The sequence below is a fragment of the Pseudomonas sp. H3_C08 genome (assembly GCF_054669455.1).
In genome coordinates this window covers 536,830-554,111 of the sequence record NZ_CP162803.1, presented here as the reverse complement: position 1 = coordinate 554,111, position 17,282 = coordinate 536,830, and the positions used below count along the sequence as shown (strand labels likewise).

General features: G+C 60.8%; 20 protein-coding genes. 2 read left to right on the top strand and 18 right to left on the bottom strand.

Annotated features, from left to right (window positions below; genetic code table 11):
- Window positions 1-2 precede the first annotated feature (2 nt).
- The 5 genes from ccmE to ccmA all read right to left on the bottom strand — a co-directional run bounded on the left by ccmE (window position 3) and on the right by ccmA (window position 2,762).
- Window positions 3-458: a cytochrome c maturation protein CcmE gene (ccmE, locus tag AB4N74_RS02655; protein WP_053118425.1), complete on the bottom strand. Its 456-nt coding sequence runs from the start codon at window positions 456-458 to the stop codon at window positions 3-5.
- Window positions 455-631, bottom strand: a complete 177-nt coding sequence (gene ccmD, locus AB4N74_RS02650; protein ID WP_003222944.1) for a heme exporter protein CcmD — start codon at window positions 629-631, stop codon at window positions 455-457. The genes ccmE and ccmD overlap by 4 nt, the downstream gene beginning before the upstream one ends.
- Complete coding sequence (locus AB4N74_RS02645) at window positions 628-1,383, bottom strand: heme ABC transporter permease (RefSeq protein WP_016987487.1); 756 nt, start codon at window positions 1,381-1,383, stop codon at window positions 628-630. The genes ccmD and AB4N74_RS02645 overlap by 4 nt, the downstream gene beginning before the upstream one ends.
- Window positions 1,384-1,461: 78 nt before the next feature.
- Complete coding sequence (gene ccmB / locus AB4N74_RS02640) at window positions 1,462-2,130, bottom strand: heme exporter protein CcmB (protein ID WP_007919970.1); 669 nt, start codon at window positions 2,128-2,130, stop codon at window positions 1,462-1,464.
- The gene (gene ccmA / locus AB4N74_RS02635) at window positions 2,127-2,762 is read right to left on the bottom strand and encodes a cytochrome c biogenesis heme-transporting ATPase CcmA (protein ID WP_099758371.1); all 636 of its coding nucleotides are present in this window, start codon (window positions 2,760-2,762) and stop codon (window positions 2,127-2,129) included. The genes ccmB and ccmA overlap by 4 nt, the downstream gene beginning before the upstream one ends.
- Before the next feature lie 197 nt (window positions 2,763-2,959).
- On the opposite strand from ccmA, the gene fliK reads away from it, so the two are divergent.
- Complete coding sequence (gene fliK / locus AB4N74_RS02630; protein ID WP_460098104.1) at window positions 2,960-4,534, top strand: flagellar hook-length control protein FliK; 1,575 nt, start codon at window positions 2,960-2,962, stop codon at window positions 4,532-4,534.
- Window positions 4,531-4,860, top strand: coding sequence for an EscU/YscU/HrcU family type III secretion system export apparatus switch protein (locus AB4N74_RS02625; protein WP_016987484.1), 330 nt, complete (start codon window positions 4,531-4,533; stop codon window positions 4,858-4,860). The genes fliK and AB4N74_RS02625 overlap by 4 nt, the downstream gene beginning before the upstream one ends.
- A 112-nt stretch (window positions 4,861-4,972) precedes the next feature.
- Here the strand turns inward: AB4N74_RS02625 and AB4N74_RS02620 are convergent, their stop codons facing one another.
- From AB4N74_RS02620 to flhF, 13 genes are all read right to left on the bottom strand, one after another.
- The gene (locus AB4N74_RS02620) at window positions 4,973-5,365 is read right to left on the bottom strand and encodes a DUF2802 domain-containing protein (protein WP_093439804.1); all 393 of its coding nucleotides are present in this window, start codon (window positions 5,363-5,365) and stop codon (window positions 4,973-4,975) included.
- Window positions 5,366-5,851 carry a chemotaxis protein CheW gene (locus AB4N74_RS02615; protein ID WP_003222936.1) on the bottom strand — a complete coding sequence of 162 codons (486 nt, stop codon included), beginning with the start codon at window positions 5,849-5,851 and terminating at the stop codon, window positions 5,366-5,368.
- A gap of 90 nt (window positions 5,852-5,941) precedes the next feature.
- The gene (locus tag AB4N74_RS02610; RefSeq protein WP_099758369.1) at window positions 5,942-6,901 is read right to left on the bottom strand and encodes a CheW domain-containing protein; all 960 of its coding nucleotides are present in this window, start codon (window positions 6,899-6,901) and stop codon (window positions 5,942-5,944) included.
- A gap of 2 nt (window positions 6,902-6,903) precedes the next feature.
- Window positions 6,904-7,692, bottom strand: coding sequence for a ParA family protein (locus AB4N74_RS02605; protein WP_158959464.1), 789 nt, complete (start codon window positions 7,690-7,692; stop codon window positions 6,904-6,906).
- A gap of 43 nt (window positions 7,693-7,735) precedes the next feature.
- On the bottom strand, window positions 7,736-8,626 hold the full coding sequence (gene motD / locus AB4N74_RS02600; RefSeq protein ID WP_093439795.1) for a flagellar motor protein MotD: 891 nt from the start codon (window positions 8,624-8,626) through the stop codon (window positions 7,736-7,738).
- Between the two features lie 12 nt (window positions 8,627-8,638).
- Complete coding sequence (locus tag AB4N74_RS02595) at window positions 8,639-9,379, bottom strand: flagellar motor protein (protein ID WP_003222929.1); 741 nt, start codon at window positions 9,377-9,379, stop codon at window positions 8,639-8,641.
- Window positions 9,379-10,527, bottom strand: a complete 1,149-nt coding sequence (locus tag AB4N74_RS02590; protein ID WP_093439790.1) for a protein-glutamate methylesterase/protein-glutamine glutaminase — start codon at window positions 10,525-10,527, stop codon at window positions 9,379-9,381. The genes AB4N74_RS02595 and AB4N74_RS02590 overlap by 1 nt, the downstream gene beginning before the upstream one ends.
- 49 nt (window positions 10,528-10,576) lie before the next feature.
- The gene (locus AB4N74_RS02585) at window positions 10,577-12,847 is read right to left on the bottom strand and encodes a chemotaxis protein CheA (RefSeq protein ID WP_460098099.1); all 2,271 of its coding nucleotides are present in this window, start codon (window positions 12,845-12,847) and stop codon (window positions 10,577-10,579) included.
- A 54-nt stretch (window positions 12,848-12,901) separates the two neighbouring features.
- Window positions 12,902-13,690 carry a protein phosphatase CheZ gene (locus AB4N74_RS02580; RefSeq protein ID WP_007920000.1) on the bottom strand — a complete coding sequence of 263 codons (789 nt, stop codon included), beginning with the start codon at window positions 13,688-13,690 and terminating at the stop codon, window positions 12,902-12,904.
- A gap of 18 nt (window positions 13,691-13,708) precedes the next feature.
- On the bottom strand, window positions 13,709-14,080 hold the full coding sequence (locus tag AB4N74_RS02575; protein WP_161986607.1) for a chemotaxis response regulator CheY: 372 nt from the start codon (window positions 14,078-14,080) through the stop codon (window positions 13,709-13,711).
- Window positions 14,081-14,246: 166 nt separating this feature from the next.
- Entirely contained in the window at window positions 14,247-14,987 is a 741-nt protein-coding gene (gene fliA / locus AB4N74_RS02570; RefSeq protein ID WP_093439777.1) for an RNA polymerase sigma factor FliA, read from the bottom strand.
- Window positions 14,984-15,814: a flagellar synthesis regulator FleN gene (gene fleN / locus AB4N74_RS02565; RefSeq protein ID WP_003222917.1), complete on the bottom strand. Its 831-nt coding sequence runs from the start codon at window positions 15,812-15,814 to the stop codon at window positions 14,984-14,986. The genes fliA and fleN overlap by 4 nt, the downstream gene beginning before the upstream one ends.
- A gap of 116 nt (window positions 15,815-15,930) precedes the next feature.
- On the bottom strand, window positions 15,931-17,271 hold the full coding sequence (gene flhF, locus AB4N74_RS02560; RefSeq protein ID WP_016987473.1) for a flagellar biosynthesis protein FlhF: 1,341 nt from the start codon (window positions 17,269-17,271) through the stop codon (window positions 15,931-15,933).
- Window positions 17,272-17,282: the final 11 nt, after the last annotated feature.

Below are 17,282 nucleotides of genomic sequence, written 5' to 3'. Positions count from 1 at the left end.
GATCAACCCTCCTTCGCAGGCGTTGGTGCCGATTGACCACTGTCTTTCAAGGCTTTGGTCACTTCCGGCGGCATGTACTTCTCGTCGTGCTTGGCCAGCACTTCATCGGCCACCACCACGCCGTCGGCGTTGATCTTGCCGAGGGCGACGATGCCCTGCCCTTCGCGGAACAGATCCGGGAGGATGCCGCGATAGGTGATGGTCACGGATTTGTTGAAGTCGGTGACGACGAATTTGACGTCGAGCGAATCCGGCGAGCGTTGCAGCGAACCCTTCTCGACCATGCCGCCAGCGCGGATGCGCGTGTCTTGCGGTGCTTCGCCGTTGGCAATCTGGGTCGGCGTGTAGAACAGATTGATGTTCTGCTGCAGGGCGCTGAGCGCCAGGCCGACGGCAGCGCCGACCCCGACCAGAATGGCCAGAATGATGATCAGACGTTTCTTGCGCAGCGGATTCACTTGCCGTTCTCCCGGCGCAGACGACGCGCCTCTTGTTGCAGATAACGCTTGCGGGCCGCGATCGGCGCCACCACGTTGAGGATCAGCACCGCCAGACAGATGCCGTAGGCCGACCAGACATACAGGCCATGATGGCCCATGGCGAGGAAGTCGCCGAATGAAGCAAAACTCATCGAGCGGCCTCCAGACTGTGCTGCACTTCTTCTTTCACCCAACTGGCACGGGCCTCACGCTTGAGCACTTCAAGACGCATGCGCAGCAACAGCACGGCGCCGAAGAAGCAGTAGAAACCCAGCACCGTCAGCAGCAGTGGCAGCCACATTTCCGCGGGCATCGCCGGTTTTTCGGTGAGGGTGAAGGTTGCGCCCTGGTGCAGGGTGTTCCACCACTCCACCGAGTATTTGATGATCGGGATGTTGATCACGCCGACGATGGCCAGCACCGCGCAGGCCTTGGCGGCGCTGTCGCGGTTGCTGATGGCATTGCCCAGCGCGATCACACCGAAATACAGGAACAGCAGAATCAGCATCGAGGTCAGGCGCGCGTCCCAGACCCACCACGAACCCCAGGTCGGTTTGCCCCAGATCGCCCCGGTGACCAGCGCCACGGCGGTCATCCACGCGCCGATCGGTGCGGCGCATTGCAGGGCGACGTCGGCCAGTTTCATCTTCCACACCAGCCCGACCACGCCGCACACCGCCAGCATCACGTAGATCGACTGAGCGAGCATCGCAGCAGGTACGTGAATGTAGATGATGCGAAAGCTGTTGCCTTGCTGATAATCCGGCGGCGCGAAGGCCAGGCCCCAAACGACGCCGACGCCAATCAACAGCAACGCTGCAATGCTCAGCCATGGCAAGAACTTGCTGCTGATGCCGTAGAACCACTTGGGCGAGCCGAGCTTGTGAAACCAGGTCCAGTTCATACTGTTTCCATCACGGGTGCCGCTCATCGGTGTGAGCAGTCTCAGGGTCTTTGCTGGTTAAATTTTAACCAGACCTCATTATTCGCCGACGCTGATCTTCAGGCCAGCAGCTATTGCAAACGGTGTCAGGGTGATCGCCAGAGCGGTCAGGCTACCCAGCCACAGCAGATACCCGGTCGCCGGCATGCCTTGGAGGGCTGCCTGCAAAGCGCCACTGCCGAGGATCAACACCGGGATGTACAACGGCAGAATCAGCAGCGCCAGCAACAGGCCGCCACGCTTCAAACCGACCGTCAGTGCCGCGCCCACCGCGCCGAGCAAGCTCAGCACTGGTGTTCCCAGCAACAACGAAAGCAGCAAAACCGGCAGACAGGCGGCAGGCAAACCGAGCATCAACGCCAGCAGCGGTGAGAGCAGAACCAGCGCCAGACCGGAGAAAAGCCAGTGTGCCAGCACCTTGGCCAAGACCAGAAGTGGCAACGGGTGCGACGAAAGGACCCACTGTTCCAGCGAGCCGTCTTCGAAATCACTGCGGAACAGCCCGTCCAGCGAGAGCAGGACCGACAACAGCGCCGCCACCCAGACTAACCCGGGGGACAGGTTTTGCAACACTTGAGTTTCCGGGCCGACGGCCAGCGGGAACAACGCGATGACGATGGCGAAGAAAATCAGCGGATTGGCCAGCTCCGCCGGGCGGCGAAACAGCAGTCGGGATTCACGGGCAACCAGCAGGCCGAACACACTCATACTGCCCAGTTCCCCAGATCGATGTCGCGATAACCGGCCGGCATCCGGCTCAGCGTATGGTGCGTGGTCAACACCACCAGACCACCGCGTTCGCAGTGCCCGGCCAGATGCTCTTCGAGCTGCGCCACGCCCTGCTTGTCCAGTGCGGTAAACGGCTCATCGAGAATCCACAGCGGCGGGCTGTCCAGATACAAACGAGCCAACGCCACGCGGCGTTGCTGACCGGCGGACAGACTGTGGCAGGGAACATCTTCGAAACCGCGCAATCCTACGGCTGCCAAGGCTTGCCAGATGGCGTCGCGTTCGGCGGGATGATGCAGGGCGCAGAGCCAGGAGAGGTTTTCTTCAGGGGTCAGCAAATCCTTGATCCCGGCGGCGTGGCCGATCCACAGCAGATTGCGTGCGAGTTCGCTGCGTTGTTCGGTCAGCGGCTGGCCATTGAGCAGGACGTGCCCGGCGGTCGGCTGCATCAGCCCTGAAAGCAGACGCAACAGGCTGGTCTTGCCGCTGCCGTTGGGACCGCTGATCTGCACCATATCGCCACTGGCGAGTCTCAATTCGAGATTTTCGAAGAGCAGCCGCAGATCACGTTCACACGCGAGGGCAACGGTTTGCAGGACAGGACTGGTCAAGGGATCGCGGGCCTTATACGGTTCAAGTCGGCTCTGGCGCGGCCGTTAAAGAGATGCAGCATAGATGCATTGACGGCTCGATCTAGAGAGCTGGGTCAAACAATTGCTATGTTTTTTATTCGAAGCGCAAGACGGGCGGCATTATACATGTCGTGCCTTACTCTCAAGAGTGCATTTTCCTCAGGTTGTGTCCGCGTATGACAGGCGAAATAAACATCCTCCCGCTCCCGCCCACCACCCCGGCGACCGTTCGCCCGCAGGTCGGTGAGCTGCTCAAGCTGCTGACCCCGGTCGAAGGCCTGATCGGCGCCGGGCAAAGCGCCAAGGCCGAGGTGTTATCGCTCAAGCAGGCGGATCAGACTTTTCAGCTATTGCTCAAGGTGACCGTCGACGGCGGACGCCAGACCACCGTGCAAGCGACCAGCAATCTGCCGCTACCCCAAGGCACCAGTCTGGCGATCACTCAGCCCTCGGCGGGCAATCTGGCGATTACTGTGCAACAAGCCATTGCCAGCAGCGTCGCCGCCCTCACCCGCATCGACACCGCACAATTGCCGGTCGGCACCCTGCTGCAAGGCAAGGTGCTGACCTCGCAGGCGCTGCCGCAGACGCCGGGGCAGGCAGCGGTGTTCCGCTCCTTGGTCAGTTTGCTCAACACCGCGCAGAGCGGCAGCACACTGACCATCGACAGCCCGCAGCCGCTGCGCATCGGCACTTTGCTGTCGGCGTTGGTCGAAGACGCACAAACCCTGAAATTCCTGCCAATGAGCAGCCGTCAGGAACAACTGGCCGTAAGTCAGCAACTGCTCGGCCAGCAAAGTCGTCAGGCGTCGCTGAGCGGGTTGTTGAACGCGCTGCAAAACCTGCCACCCGCCACCGACCAAACCTCTGCGGATCTACGCGCGGTGGTCGACAAGCTCCTTGCCAGCCTCCCGGACGTGCAACAACTGAGCACCGCCAAAGGCGCGGCCCTTGCCCTGGCCAACAGCGGCGTGTTCCTCGAAGGCAAGCTGCTGACCGGGCAGAACCCGACGCTGGCACCCGACATGAAAGCCGATCTGCTCAAGCTGATCGCACAACTGACCCCGGGCCTGCCGAGCAGCACCAGTTTCAACGCGATCATCGCTGCCAACACCCTGGCGCAAGCGCTGCCGAGTTTCGTGCGTAATGCGCTCGGCATGCTCGGTCAGGTCAGCGCGAAACCGGTGCCAAGCAGCTTCCCACTGCCCGAGCGTTTGCTGCAAAGCCTGGACGGCGAAGGCGATCTGGAACAGTTGTTGCGCCTCGCTGCTGCCGCTGTTTCGCGCCTGCAAAGCCATCAGCTGTCGAGCCTGGAGCAGACCGGCGTCACCGACGATGGGCGCCTGCTCAGCACCTGGCAGCTGGAAATTCCCATGCGCAATCTGCAGGACATCGTGCCGTTGCAGGTCAAGTTTCAGCGTGAAGAAGCACCGGAGCGAGAACCGCAAGCGAACGAGCGCCGCGATGAGCGCGAGCCCAAGCAACAACTGTGGCGCGTCGATCTGGCGTTCGACATGGAACCGCTCGGGCCGATGCAAATTCAGGCGCAGTTGATCGCCGGCAGCCTGTCCAGCCAACTGTGGGCCGAACGGCCGTACACCGCCGAACTCATCGAAAACAACCTGTTTGCCCTGCGCCAGCGCCTGCTCGATCGCGGGCTGAACGTCGGCGACATCGACTGCCACCATGGCACCCCGCCGCAAGGCAACCAAACCCGTCTTGAACATCGCTGGGTCGACGAAACCGCATGAACGATTCCACTGCCCCACGCCAGGCCATCGCCCTCAAATACGACGGCAACCACGCGCCAACCCTCACCGCCAAAGGTGATGACGAACTGGCCGAAGAAATCCTGCGCATTGCTCGCGACTGTGAAGTGCCGATTTACGAGAACGCTGAACTGGTGCGGTTGTTGGCGCGAATGGAGCTGGGCGACAGCATTCCCGAAGAGTTGTACCGCACCATCGCCGAGATCATCGCGTTTGCGTGGAATCTGAAGGGCAAATTCCCCGAGGGGCAGGACCCGAATGCGCCGATGGTCGAGAAAGACGTCACCGATCGCGGGGATGATTACTGAGACTTCGAAGACGCCTTCGCGAGCAAGCTCGCTCCCACATTGGTTCGGCGTACACCGATCTAATGTGGGAGCGAGCTTGCTCGCGAATAGGCAATCAGCTTGAGCGCAAAAATCAGTTTTTGTGAAGTTTGCGCATCAACTCCGCCTCAGCCTGGGTCAACCCGCAGGACTGAGTCAGTTCATCGACGCTTGCGCCCATGCCCACCAGTTTCGCCGCTTGGGCGAATGACAGGCTCGACGGGTCGCGTTGTTCAAGCGCGACAATCTTGTCCGGCAACGGATTCACCACCGCGCGCAACTCGTGCAGGGCGTCGCCCATGCGCACGTTGCCGTTCTGGTAGTCGTCGACACGCTTGGCCAGGTCCTTGATGCGCTGATCACGCAACGCATCGCCCTGAGCCTGTTGCGCAGCGATCACTCGCTGCGCCTTGATGTACGACACAAACATTGCCAGTGTGCCTGCCCAGAAGAGGAACAGGACAATGACCGCGACCTCGAGAATCAATCAGATGCTCTCCAGTTCCGACCATTCTTCTTCGCTCATCATCTTGTCCAGCTCGACCAGGATCAGCAACTCGTTGTTCTTGTTGCACACGCCCTGGATGAACTTGGCCGACTCTTCGTTGCCGACGTTCGGCGCCGTCTCGATTTCCGACTGACGCAGGTAAACCACTTCGGCCACGCTGTCGACCATGATGCCGACGACTTGCTTGTCGGCTTCGATGATGACGATACGGGTGTTGTCGCTGATCTCGCCGCTGTTCAGGCCGAAGCGCTGACGGGTGTCGATCACGGTGACCACGTTACCGCGCAGGTTGATGATACCCAGCACGTAGCTTGGCGCGCCCGGCACCGGAGCGATCTCGGTGTAGCGCAGCACTTCCTGAACGCGCATCACGTTGATGCCGTAAGTCTCGTTGTCCAGTTTGAAGGTCACCCATTGCAGGATCGGATCTTCAGAACCTTTTGCATTCGTCGCCTGACTACTCATACCCTGACCCCTCGAAAAAACCGCTCTGAGCGGTGTGTGTTCTGTGTGGCGGCATTCAACAATGCCGTCGCCTGATTGTTATGTCGGCTGCTATGTCGGTTTATGTAGCGGCTTGTGGCCGCCGAGGTGCTTTGCCCCACCGCTGGCGATCAACTCGGCCAGTGCGGAAACGTCAAGCAATGCACACATGTGCTCAATCACGGTGCCGGCGAGCCATGGCCGCTGACCCCGGTGACTTCTCCATTTGATTTCATTCGGGTCCAGACGCAACGAGCGGCTGACCTGATGCACCGCCAGCCCCCACTCGTAACCTTGTACCGAAATCACGTACTGCAGGCCCTGACGGAAGTCATCGCGGTAGCGATCCGGCATGACCCAGCGCGCGGTGTCCAACACTTTCAAATTACCGGCCTGGCTCGGCAGGATGCCGAGGAACCATTCCGGCTGACCGAACAGCGGCGTCAGCTCGTGGCCGGCCAGCGAGTAGATCGAGCCGAGGCACACCAGCGGCACGGCCAGCGTCAGGCCGGCAACGTCGAACAGCAGGCATTCGAACGCTTCCGAGGCCCAGGCCGGGCGACCATCGGTTTCCACCGGTGGCGGCGTATTGCTCGGCGGCAGATGTACCTCCACCAGCGGCGGGACCAGCGTCTGTTCGACGGGCGCGGGTGCAACCGGAGCTGGGGCCGGTTCGACCACTGCCGGTTCCGGCGCGGTTTTCAGCAATTGGGTTTGCAGCAGCGGTGCCAGTGTCGAGACCGGTGCGCGAACCGGCTCGGCTTCTTCAATCAATGCAACCGGTGCCTTGGCGACCGGTGCGGCGGCAGGCGCGACAACCGGCGCAGCAGGCCTGGTCGCTTTCTGTGCGTCACGCGCCTGCTCTTCCAGCACTGCGGCCTGGAATTCGTCCAGCATTTCGGTGCTTTCGACGACTTCAGGCTGCGCCTCAATGACCGGCGGCAGCTCCTCAGGAATTTCCAGCAGCAAATTATCCAGATAAGACTGCAACGCCAATTGCGGACGCGATGTGAGTTTGACCGGGCGATTCATGCTCACGCCACCTGCGGAACAAGTTGTTGCGCCAACAGATGCTTGAGCAGTGCGCGATACGCCAGCACGCCACGGCTCTTGCCGTCGAATTGCGAAGGCGTGACACCGGCCCGGCTGGCGTCGCGCAGACGGGTATCGACCGGAATGTAACCCTGCCAGATCTCGTCGGGGAATTTGTCGCGCAGCACGCGCAAGGTATGCATCGAGGCCTGGGTACGGCGGTCGAACAGGGTCGGCACGATGCTGAACGGCAGCGCCTGTTTGCGCGAGCGGTTGATCATCGCCAAGGTGTTGACCATGCGCTCCAGACCTTTGACGGCCAGATGTTCGGTCTGCACCGGAATCACCAGTTGCTGGCTCGCCGCGAGGGCGTTGACCATCAGCACGCCGAGCAACGGCGGGCTGTCGATCACCGCGTAATCAAAATCCTGCCACAGTTGCGCCAGACTCTTGGCGATCACCAGACCGAGACCACTCTGCCCTGGCGACTGACGCTCCAGGGTGGCGAGTGCAGTGCTCGATGGCAGCAGGGAAATGCGTTCGTCGCTGGTCGACAACAGCAACTGCCCCGGCAGGCCTTGCGGCACGTTGCCCTTGTGCAGAAACAGGTCGTAATTGCTGTGTTCCAGGCTGTCGGGGTCATAGCCGAAATAGCTGGTCATCGAGCCGTGCGGGTCGAGATCGACCACAACCACGCGCTTGCCCGCCTCCGCCAGCAATCCGGCTAAAGCGATGGAAGATGTGGTTTTACCGACACCACCCTTTTGATTGGCGACTGCCCAGACTCTCATTCGGTTCGTTCCTCCCGGCCGATATGCTCGACCGAGACATAGCTCAGCGTGTTAATGCGGGTGACGGAGAATTGACGGCACTCTCGCGTCCCGGCGTCTTGACCGGGGTCGGTGCAGTTTGTGTGCCAGCACGCTTCAACGCAGCATCCGGTTGCGCATGGGCGGTTCCAGTGCCGGTCAGGCTGCGGCGTACATCGAGGTTTCGCGACACCACCAGCACGACGCGACGGTTCTTCGCGCGGCCTTCAGCGGTGGCGTTGTTGGCCACCGGCTGGAACTCACCGTAACCCACTGATGCCAGGCGACCAGGGTTGACACCCTGCATTGCCAGCATGCGCACGATGCTCGCCGAACGCGCCGAGGACAGCTCCCAGTTGGTCGGGTACTGCGCGGTGCGGATCGGTTGATCGTCAGTGAAACCCTCGACATGGATCGGGTTATCGAACGGTTTCAGAATCGCTGCAACCTTGTCGATGATGTTGAAGGCGATGTCACTCGGCATGGCGTCGCCGCTGCCGAACAACAGGCTGGAGTTGAGTTCGATCTCGACCCACAACTCGTTGCCGCGCACGGTCATCTGATTCGAGCTGATCAAATCGCCGAACGCGGCGCTGATGTCATCGGCGATGCTTTTCAGCGGATCGCTGGCACCGGCAATACCGGCGTCAACCTGCTCGGCGTCCTTGACCAGCGGCTTGGCCGGGGTCACGGTCTTCGGTCGTTCATCGCCAATCGGGATCGGTTTTAGCGAGCGGTCGGAGTCGGTGAAGACGCCGATCAGCGCTTCGGAAATGACTTTGTACTTGCCTTCGTTGATCGACGAAATCGAGTACATGACCACGAAGAACGCAAACAGCAGCGTGATGAAGTCAGCGTAGGAAACCAGCCAGCGTTCGTGGTTTACATGCTCTTCCTGGTGGCGACGACGTGCCATGAGGTTATTCCCTTAATCCATGAAGCCTTGCAGCTTCAACTCAATGGAGCGAGGGTTTTCACCTTCGGCGATCGACAAGATCCCTTCCAGCAACATTTCGCGATAACGCGACTGCCGCAACGCGATTGACTTCAGCTTGGCCGCCACTGGCAACAACACCAGGTTGGCACTGGCCACGCCGTAAATGGTTGCGACGAACGCCACGGCGATGCCGCTGCCCAGTTGTGTTGGATCAGCCAAGTTGCCCATCACGTGGATCAGGCCCATCACCGCACCGATGATGCCGATGGTTGGCGCGTAGCCGCCCATGCTTTCAAAGACTTTCGCCGCTTCGATGTCGCGGGCTTCCTGGGTGTAGAAGTCCACTTCGAGGATGCTGCGGATCGCTTCCGGCTCGGCGCCATCGACCAGCAGTTGCAGGCCTTTGCGCGAGTAGTTGTCAGGTTCGGCATCGGCCACGCCTTCCAGGCCCAGCAGGCCTTCCTTGCGCGCGGTGAGGCTCCAGTTGACGACGCGATCGATGCCACCGGCCAGATCGACCCGTGGCGGAAACAGAATCCAGGCAAGGATCTGCATGGCGCGTTTGAACGCGCTCATCGGCGATTGCAGCAGTGCGGCACCGATGGTGCCGCCCAGTACGATCAATGCCGCCGGGCCGTTGGCCAGCGCACCGAGGTGACCACCTTCAAGGTAGTTACCACCGATGATGGCGACGAACGCCATGATGATCCCGATAAGGCTTAAAACATCCATCAGAGACACGCCTCGACAATGTGCTTGCCGATGTCGTCGAGGCTGTACACCGCGTCGGCGAGGTCGGCTTTAACGATGGCCATCGGCATGCCGTAGATCACGCAGCTTGCCTCATCCTGTGCCCACACCGCGCTGCCGCCCTGCTTGAGCAGACGCGCGCCTTCACGGCCGTCGGCGCCCATGCCGGTCAACACCACCGCCAGAACTTTGTCGCCGTAGGATTTCGCCGCCGAACCGAAGGTGATGTCCACACACGGCTTGTAGTTCAGACGCTCGTCGCCCGGGAGGATTTTCACCGCGCCACGGCCATCGATCATCATTTGCTTGCCACCCGGAGCGAGCAACGCCAGGCCCGGACGCAGGATGTCGCCATCCTCGGCTTCCTTGACGCTGATGCGGCAGAGCTTGTCGAGACGTTCGGCGAAGGCCTTGGTGAACGCTGCCGGCATGTGCTGGATCAGCACGATCGGCGCCGGGAAATTCGCCGGCAACTGAGTCAGCACGCGTTGCAGCGCAACCGGGCCGCCAGTCGAGGTCCCGATGGCAACCAGTTTGTAGGCCTTGCGTTTCGGCGCTGGCGACGAAGCGCTGGCGGCCGGGGCGCGAGTCGGTGCCGGCGCTGGAGCCGGACGAGCCGGCGCGCTGGTGCTGTGACTGCTGCTGTGGCTGCTGAAGCTCGATGCTGCCGGAGCAGGCGTCGGCGCTGGTGCAGCAACCGGCGCAGGCGCGCTGTAGGCACTGAAACGACGATTACTGCGCGAGATGCTATGCACCTTCTCGCACAGCAGTTGCTTGACCTTCTCCGGATTGCGCGAGATATCTTCGAAATTCTTCGGCAGGAAATCCACCGCGCCGGCGTCCAGCGCATCCAGGGTGACCCGGGCGCCTTCGTGCGTCAGCGAGGAGAACATCAACACCGGGGTCGGGCAGCGCTGCATGATGTGCCGCACCGCCGTGATGCCGTCCATCATCGGCATCTCGTAGTCCATGGTGATCACGTCCGGCTTGAGTGCCAGGGCCTGATCAATCGCCTCTTTACCGTTGGTAGCGGTGCCGACCACCTGAATGCTCGGATCCGCTGAAAGAATTTCCGAGACGCGGCGGCGGAAAAAACCCGAATCGTCCACCACCAGGACTTTGACTGCCATAAACACTCCATTAGGTGCAGCGGGACGTTGTCGTCCCGCCGCCCCGGATTCAAATACGCCGTGCGGCGTAACGCTTGAGCATGCTTGGAACATCGAGAATCAGCGCGATGCGGCCGTCACCGGTAATGGTGGCGCCGGACATGCCCGGAGTGCCCTGGAGCATTTTGCCCAATGGCTTGATGACCACTTCTTCCTGACCGACCAGTTGATCGACGACGAAGCCGATCCGCTGGGTGCCCACCGAAAGGATCACCACGTGCCCTTCACGCTGCTCTTCGTGAGCGGCGGAGCTGACCAGCCAACGCTTGAGGTAGAACAACGGCAGCGCCTTGTCCCGCACGATCACCACTTCCTGACCGTCGACGACGTTGGTGGTCGACAGGTCGAGGTGGAAGATTTCGTTGACGTTGACCAGCGGGAACGCAAACGCCTGATTGCCGAGCATGACCATCAGGGTTGGCATGATCGCGAGGGTCAGCGGCACCTTGATGACGATCTTCGAGCCCTGGCCCTTGGTCGAGTAAATGTTGATCGAACCGTTGAGCTGGGAAATCTTGGTCTTCACCACGTCCATGCCGACACCGCGGCCGGACACGTCGGAGATCTCGGTCTTGGTCGAGAAACCCGGGGCGAAAATCAGGTTGTAGCACTCGGTATCGCTCAGGCGATCGGCCGCGTCCTTGTCCATCACGCCGCGTTTTACCGCAATGGCGCGCAGGACGTTCGGGTCCATGCCTTTGCCGTCATCGGAAATCGACAACAGGATGTGGTCGCCTTCCTGCTCGGCGGCCAGAACAACACGACCGCCACGGGCCTTGCCCGATGCCTCGCGCTCTTCCGGCGACTCGATGCCGTGGTCGACCGCGTTGCGCACCAAGTGGACCAGCGGGTCGGCCAGGGCCTCGACAAGGTTTTTGTCGAGGTCGGTTTCTTCGCCCACCAGTTCCAGGTTGATCTCTTTCTTGAGCTGACGCGCGAGGTCACGAACCAGACGCGGGAAGCGCCCGAAGACCTTCTTGATCGGCTGCATCCGCGTCTTCATCACCGCGGTCTGCAAGTCAGCCGTCACCACGTCGAGGTTCGACACGGCCTTGGACATGGCTTCGTCGCCGCTGTTGAGGCCCAGGCGCACCAGACGGTTACGCACCAGCACCAGCTCGCCGACCATGTTCATGATTTCGTCGAGACGCGCGGTATCAACCCGTACCGTGGTTTCCGCTTCGCTCGCCGGTTTTTCTGGCGGCGGTGCGGCGGCAGCACGGGCCGGAGCCGGTGCAGCAGCGGCAGCCGGTTTCGGCGCTTCGGCTTTCGGCTCAGGCTTGGCGGCAGGCTTGGGCGCTGCAGCAGCGGCCGGTGCCTTGGCAGCCGGCGTGGCGACGGTCGAAGCACTGCCAGCAGCAGCGGTGCCGACTTCGGAGAACTTGCCTTTGCCGTGCAGTTCGTCGAGCAGCGATTCGAACTCGTGATCGCTGATCAGATCGCTGCCGGCAGCGGCGGCCGCTGGAGCAGCCGGCGCAGGTGCCGAAGCAATCGCCGACTCCAGCGCATCCACGGCAAAGTTGCCCTTGCCATGCAACTGATCGAGCAAGGCTTCGAATTCGTCGTCGGTGATGTCGGAGCTGTCGCCCTTGGCCGGTGCCGCAGGAGCTGCTGCAACTGGCGCAACCGCGTCCACCGCGAACTGGCCCTTGCCGTGCAACTGATCGAGCAAAGACTCGAACTCGGCATCGGTGATTTCATCGCTCGCGGCTTCAGCGGCCGTTTGCGCAGGGGCAGCAGCAGCCGGGGCTTCAGCTTCAGCCTTGACGGCGTTCAGCGAGTCCAGCAGTTGTTCAAATTCGTTATCGGTGATGTCGCCCGACGCGTCGCCTTCGACAACCAGTTCTTCGATCATCTCGGCCACCGGCGATGCCGGGGCGGCATCCGCCGATTGCGGTTCCGCCAGACGCGCCAGGGCGGCCAGCAGTTCCGGGGTGGCAGCGGTGATCGGAGCACGCTCACGAACCTCAGTGAACATGCTGTTCACCGCGTCCAGTGCTTCGAGGACAACGTCCATCAGTTCTGCATCAACGCGACGCTCACCCTTGCGCAGGATGTCGAACACGTTTTCGGCGATGTGACAGCACTCCACCAGCTCGTTGAGCTGAAGGAAGCCGGCGCCCCCTTTTACAGTGTGGAAACCGCGAAAAATTGCGTTGAGCAGATCTGCGTCATCCGGACGGCTTTCCAGCTCGACCAGTTGTTCGGACAGTTGCTCAAGAATCTCGCCGGCCTCAACCAGGAAATCCTGAAGGATCTCTTCATCGGCGCCGAAGCTCATTAATGGGGTGCTCCTACAGGTCTAAAAACCCAAAAAACCTAAAATTCCACAACTCTAGAATCCGAGGCTGGATAACAAATCGTCCACATCGTCCTGACCGGACACAACGTCTTCTCGTTTATCGGCATGAATCTGCGGACCTTCACCCTGCGAGAGATGTTTTTGTGGATCTTTTTCTGCAAGCATCGCGGCGCGGTCATGTTCGATGCCCGCAAAGCGGTCGACCTGACTGGCCATGAGCACGAGTTTGAGCAAATTGCTTTCGACTTCGGTGACCAGTTGGGTCACACGCTTGATCACCTGACCGGTCAGGTCCTGGTAATCCTGGGCCAGCAGGATGTCGTTGAGATTGCTCGACACCGCACGGTTGTCCGTGCTGCTGCGTGACAGAAAACCGTCGACCCGGCGCGCCAGCTCGCGGAACTCTTCAGCCCCGACCTCGCGACGCATGAAGCGACCCCAATCGGCGCTCAAGGTCTGCGCTTCATCAGCCAGACTGTTGACCACCGGCGTGGCGCTTTCCACCAGATCCATGGTGCGGTTGGCCGCGGCTTCTGTCAGCTTGACCACATAGCCCAGACGTTCGGTGGCGTCGGTGATTTGCGACACTTCCTCGGCCTGCGGCATGTTCGGATCGATCTGGAAGTTGACGATCGCACTGTGCAGTTCACGTGTGAGCTTGCCGACTTCCTGGTACAGGCCACGGTCACGGGTCTGATTGAGCTCATGGATCAGTTGCACAGCGTCGCCGAACCTGCCTTTTTCAAGGCTTTCGACCAGTTCGACCGCGTGTTTTTTCAGGGTCGACTCGAAATCGCCCTGTGAAGATTCGTTATGCTCCATAGCTCCCCCGCGCGTTCATCAGCCGATGCGTTCGAAAATCTTCTCGATTTTGTCTTTCAACGCCTGAGCCGTGAAAGGTTTGACTACGTAGCCGTTTACACCAGCCTGAGCGGCTTCAATGATCTGCTCGCGCTTGGCTTCTGCAGTCACCATCAGCACTGGCAGGTGCTTGAGTTTTTCATCGGCACGCACGTGACGCAGCAGGTCGATACCGGTCATGCCCGGCATGTTCCAGTCCGTTACCAGAAAGTCGATGCTTCCGCTGTTGAGCACTGGAATGGCAGTCACGCCATCGTCAGCCTCGACGGTGTTGGTGAACCCAAGATCACGCAGCAGGTTCTTGATGATCCGCCGCATCGTTGAGAAGTCATCAACGATGAGGATTTTCATGTCTTTGTTCAATTCGACCTCCAAGCAGTCTTAAACGCGCCCAGCACCTGGACGCGCCACTTCAATCAATCGGCGCAGCACTCGAAGACTGTCTGGAGCACAACAGAGCAAGACCGGTGCCGTTCATCACCGCACCAGCCTCGTTCGCAGTGTCCCCACACTGCCTTCAGCGCGCTCGCCACTCCCCCAAACGCCCCCGCAAACGGGCCGCGCACTGGCTGTGTAACTGGCTGACCCGCGATTCACTGACGCCAAGGACTTCACCGATCTCCTTGAGGTTCAGCTCTTCGTCGTAGTACAGCGCCAACACCAGTCGCTCACGCTCCGGCAAATTGGCAATCGCGTCCGCCAACGCAGCCTGGAAACGTTCATCTTCCAGATCGCGTGACGGCTCCATATGAGCACTCGCGCCATCCTCGTGCAGCCCTTCGTGTTCGCCGTCCTGCAACAGGTCGTCGAAACTGAACAGGCGACTGCCCAAGGTGTCATTCAAAATCCCGTAGTAATCGTCGAGACTCAATTGGAGTTCGGCCGCAACCTCGTGATCTTTAGCATCACGGCCGGTTTTAGCTTCAATTGAGCGAATCGCGTCGCTGACCATACGGGTATTGCGGTGAACCGAGCGTGGCGCCCAGTCCCCTTTGCGCACTTCGTCGAGCATCGCGCCGCGGATTCGTATGCCCGCGTACGTTTCGAAACTGGCGCCTTTGCTGGCGTCGTATTTGGTCGAGACTTCAAGCAGGCCGATCATCCCGGCCTGGATCAGGTCTTCGACCTGCACACTCGCCGGCAAGCGCGCCAGCAAGTGGTAGGCAATGCGTTTGACCAGTGGCGCGTAACGCTCGATCAGCTCGTACTGCGCGTCACGTGCCGACTTCTTGTAGTAGTTCATACCGCTTGCGGTCATAGCACGGGCCCTGCCGTTTGCTGCACGAGGCGCTCGACGAAAAACTCAAGGTGGCCACGCGGGTTGGCGGGCAGCGGCCAGGTGTCGACCTTCTGCGCGATCGCCTTGAACGCCAGCGCGCACTTGGAACGCGGAAAGGCTTCGTACACCGCGCGCTGCTTCTGCACCGCTTTACGCACGCTTTCGTCGTAAGGCACGGCGCCGACGTATTGTAGGGCCACGTCAAGGAAGCGATCCGTGACCTTGGTCAACTTGGCGAACAGGTTGCGCCCTTCCTGCGGGCTCTGCGCCATGTTGGCGAGGACGCGGAAGCGGTTCATGCCGTAATCGCGGTTGAGCAGTTTGATCAGCGCGTAGGCGTCAGTGATCGAGGTCGGCTCATCGCAGACCACCAGCAACACTTCTTGCGCGGCGCGAACAAAACTGACTACCGAGTCACCAATACCCGCAGCGGTATCGATCACCAGTACATCGAGATTGTCACCGATGTCGCTGAACGCCTGAATCAGGCCGGCATGTTGCGCCGGGCTCAGGTGCACCATGCTCTGGGTGCCGGACGCCGCCGGCACGATGCGAATGCCACCAGGGCCTTGCAACAGCACGTCGCGCAGCTCGCACCGGCCTTCGATGACGTCGGCCAGCGTGCGTTTAGGGGTCAGCCCCAACAATACGTCAACGTTCGCCAGACCCAGGTCGGCGTCCAGCAGCATGACCCGACGGCCAAGCTCTGCCAGCGCCAGCGACAAGTTCACTGACACGTTAGTCTTGCCGACGCCACCTTTGCCGCCGGTCACCGCGATCACCTGTACGGGATGCATGCTGCCCATGTTATTTCTTTACCTTGTCTTGCATAGACGGAGGCCACATTACTGGCTGCGCGTTCACAACCGGAACAATGCATGGCAGACCATCGATGTAGGTACAAAAACTGTTCATGAATACCTCAGCCTACCTGCTTGGTCGGGCTGTGATAGATATCAGCGAACATGTCAGCCATGGCTTCTTCGCTGGGTTCTTCCTGCATTTGCACGCTGACGGCGCGGCTGACCAGTTGATGACGGCGCGGCAGATGCAAATCATCCGGAATCCGTGGGCCATCGGTCAGGTACGCGACCGGCAATTCATGACTGATCGCCAGGCTCAACACTTCGCCAAGGCTGGCCGTTTCATCCAGTTTAGTCAGGATGCAGCCGGCAAGCCCGCAACGCTTGTAACTGTGATAAGCGGCGGTTAGAACCTGTTTCTGGCTGGTGGTTGCCAAGACCAGATAATTTTTTGAACGAATGCCACGCCCGGCCAGACTTTCCAGCTGCATGCGCAGGGCCGGATCGCTGGCTTGCAGGCCGGCAGTATCGATCAATACCACGCGTTTGCGCAGCAGTGGATCCAGCGCTTGCACCAGCGATTGGCCCGGATCGACGTGGGTCACTGGCACATTGAGAATGCGGCCCAGCGTCTTCAGTTGCTCCTGAGCGCCGATACGGAAACTGTCCATGCTCACCAGCGCGACATTCTGCGCGCCGTATTTCAGCACATAACGCGCGGCCAGCTTGGCGAGTGTAGTGGTCTTGCCCATGCCGGCAGGACCGACCATGGCAATGATACCGCCCTCTTCCAGTGGCTCGACTTCCGGTACGGCAATCATCCGGGCCAGATGCGCGAGCAGCATGCGCCAGGCCTGACGCGGTTCTTCGATATCAGTGATCATCGCCAGCAGATCGCGCGACAACGGGCCGGACAGGCCGATACGTTGCAGACGGCGATACAGGTTGGCTTGCGCCGGACGGCTGCCTTGCAGCTGATTCCAGGCCAGGGTGCCGAGCTGAACTTCCATCAGCTCGCGCAGGCTGTTCAATTCAAAGCGCATCGAATCCAGTGCACGCGGATCGACACCGCCGGAGGACTGCGCAGGTGCCGGGGCCGGACGCGCAGGAGCGGCGTAAGTCGGCTCGCTCAGCGGTTCAGCGGCGGTCAGCGGCAGGCCGGCCGTCAACGGCAACCCGGCAAAGATCTGGCGATTGCTGTTGCCGTCGGCTTCGCCACGCAGGCTCAACTCGGCCTGGGCGGTGACGATGCGCGACTGGGTCTTGCGCAGCTCGTCCTCGAGTTCCATGTTCGGAACCCGTGGCGCCAGCGCCGACAATTTGTAATCCAGTGCCGCCGTCAGCTCGACGCCGCCGGCAATGCGGCGGTTGCCAATGATGGCGGCATCAGCGCCCAGCTCATCACGAACCAGCTTCATGGCCTGACGCATATCGGCGGCAAAGAAACGCTTAACTTGCATAAACCACTACC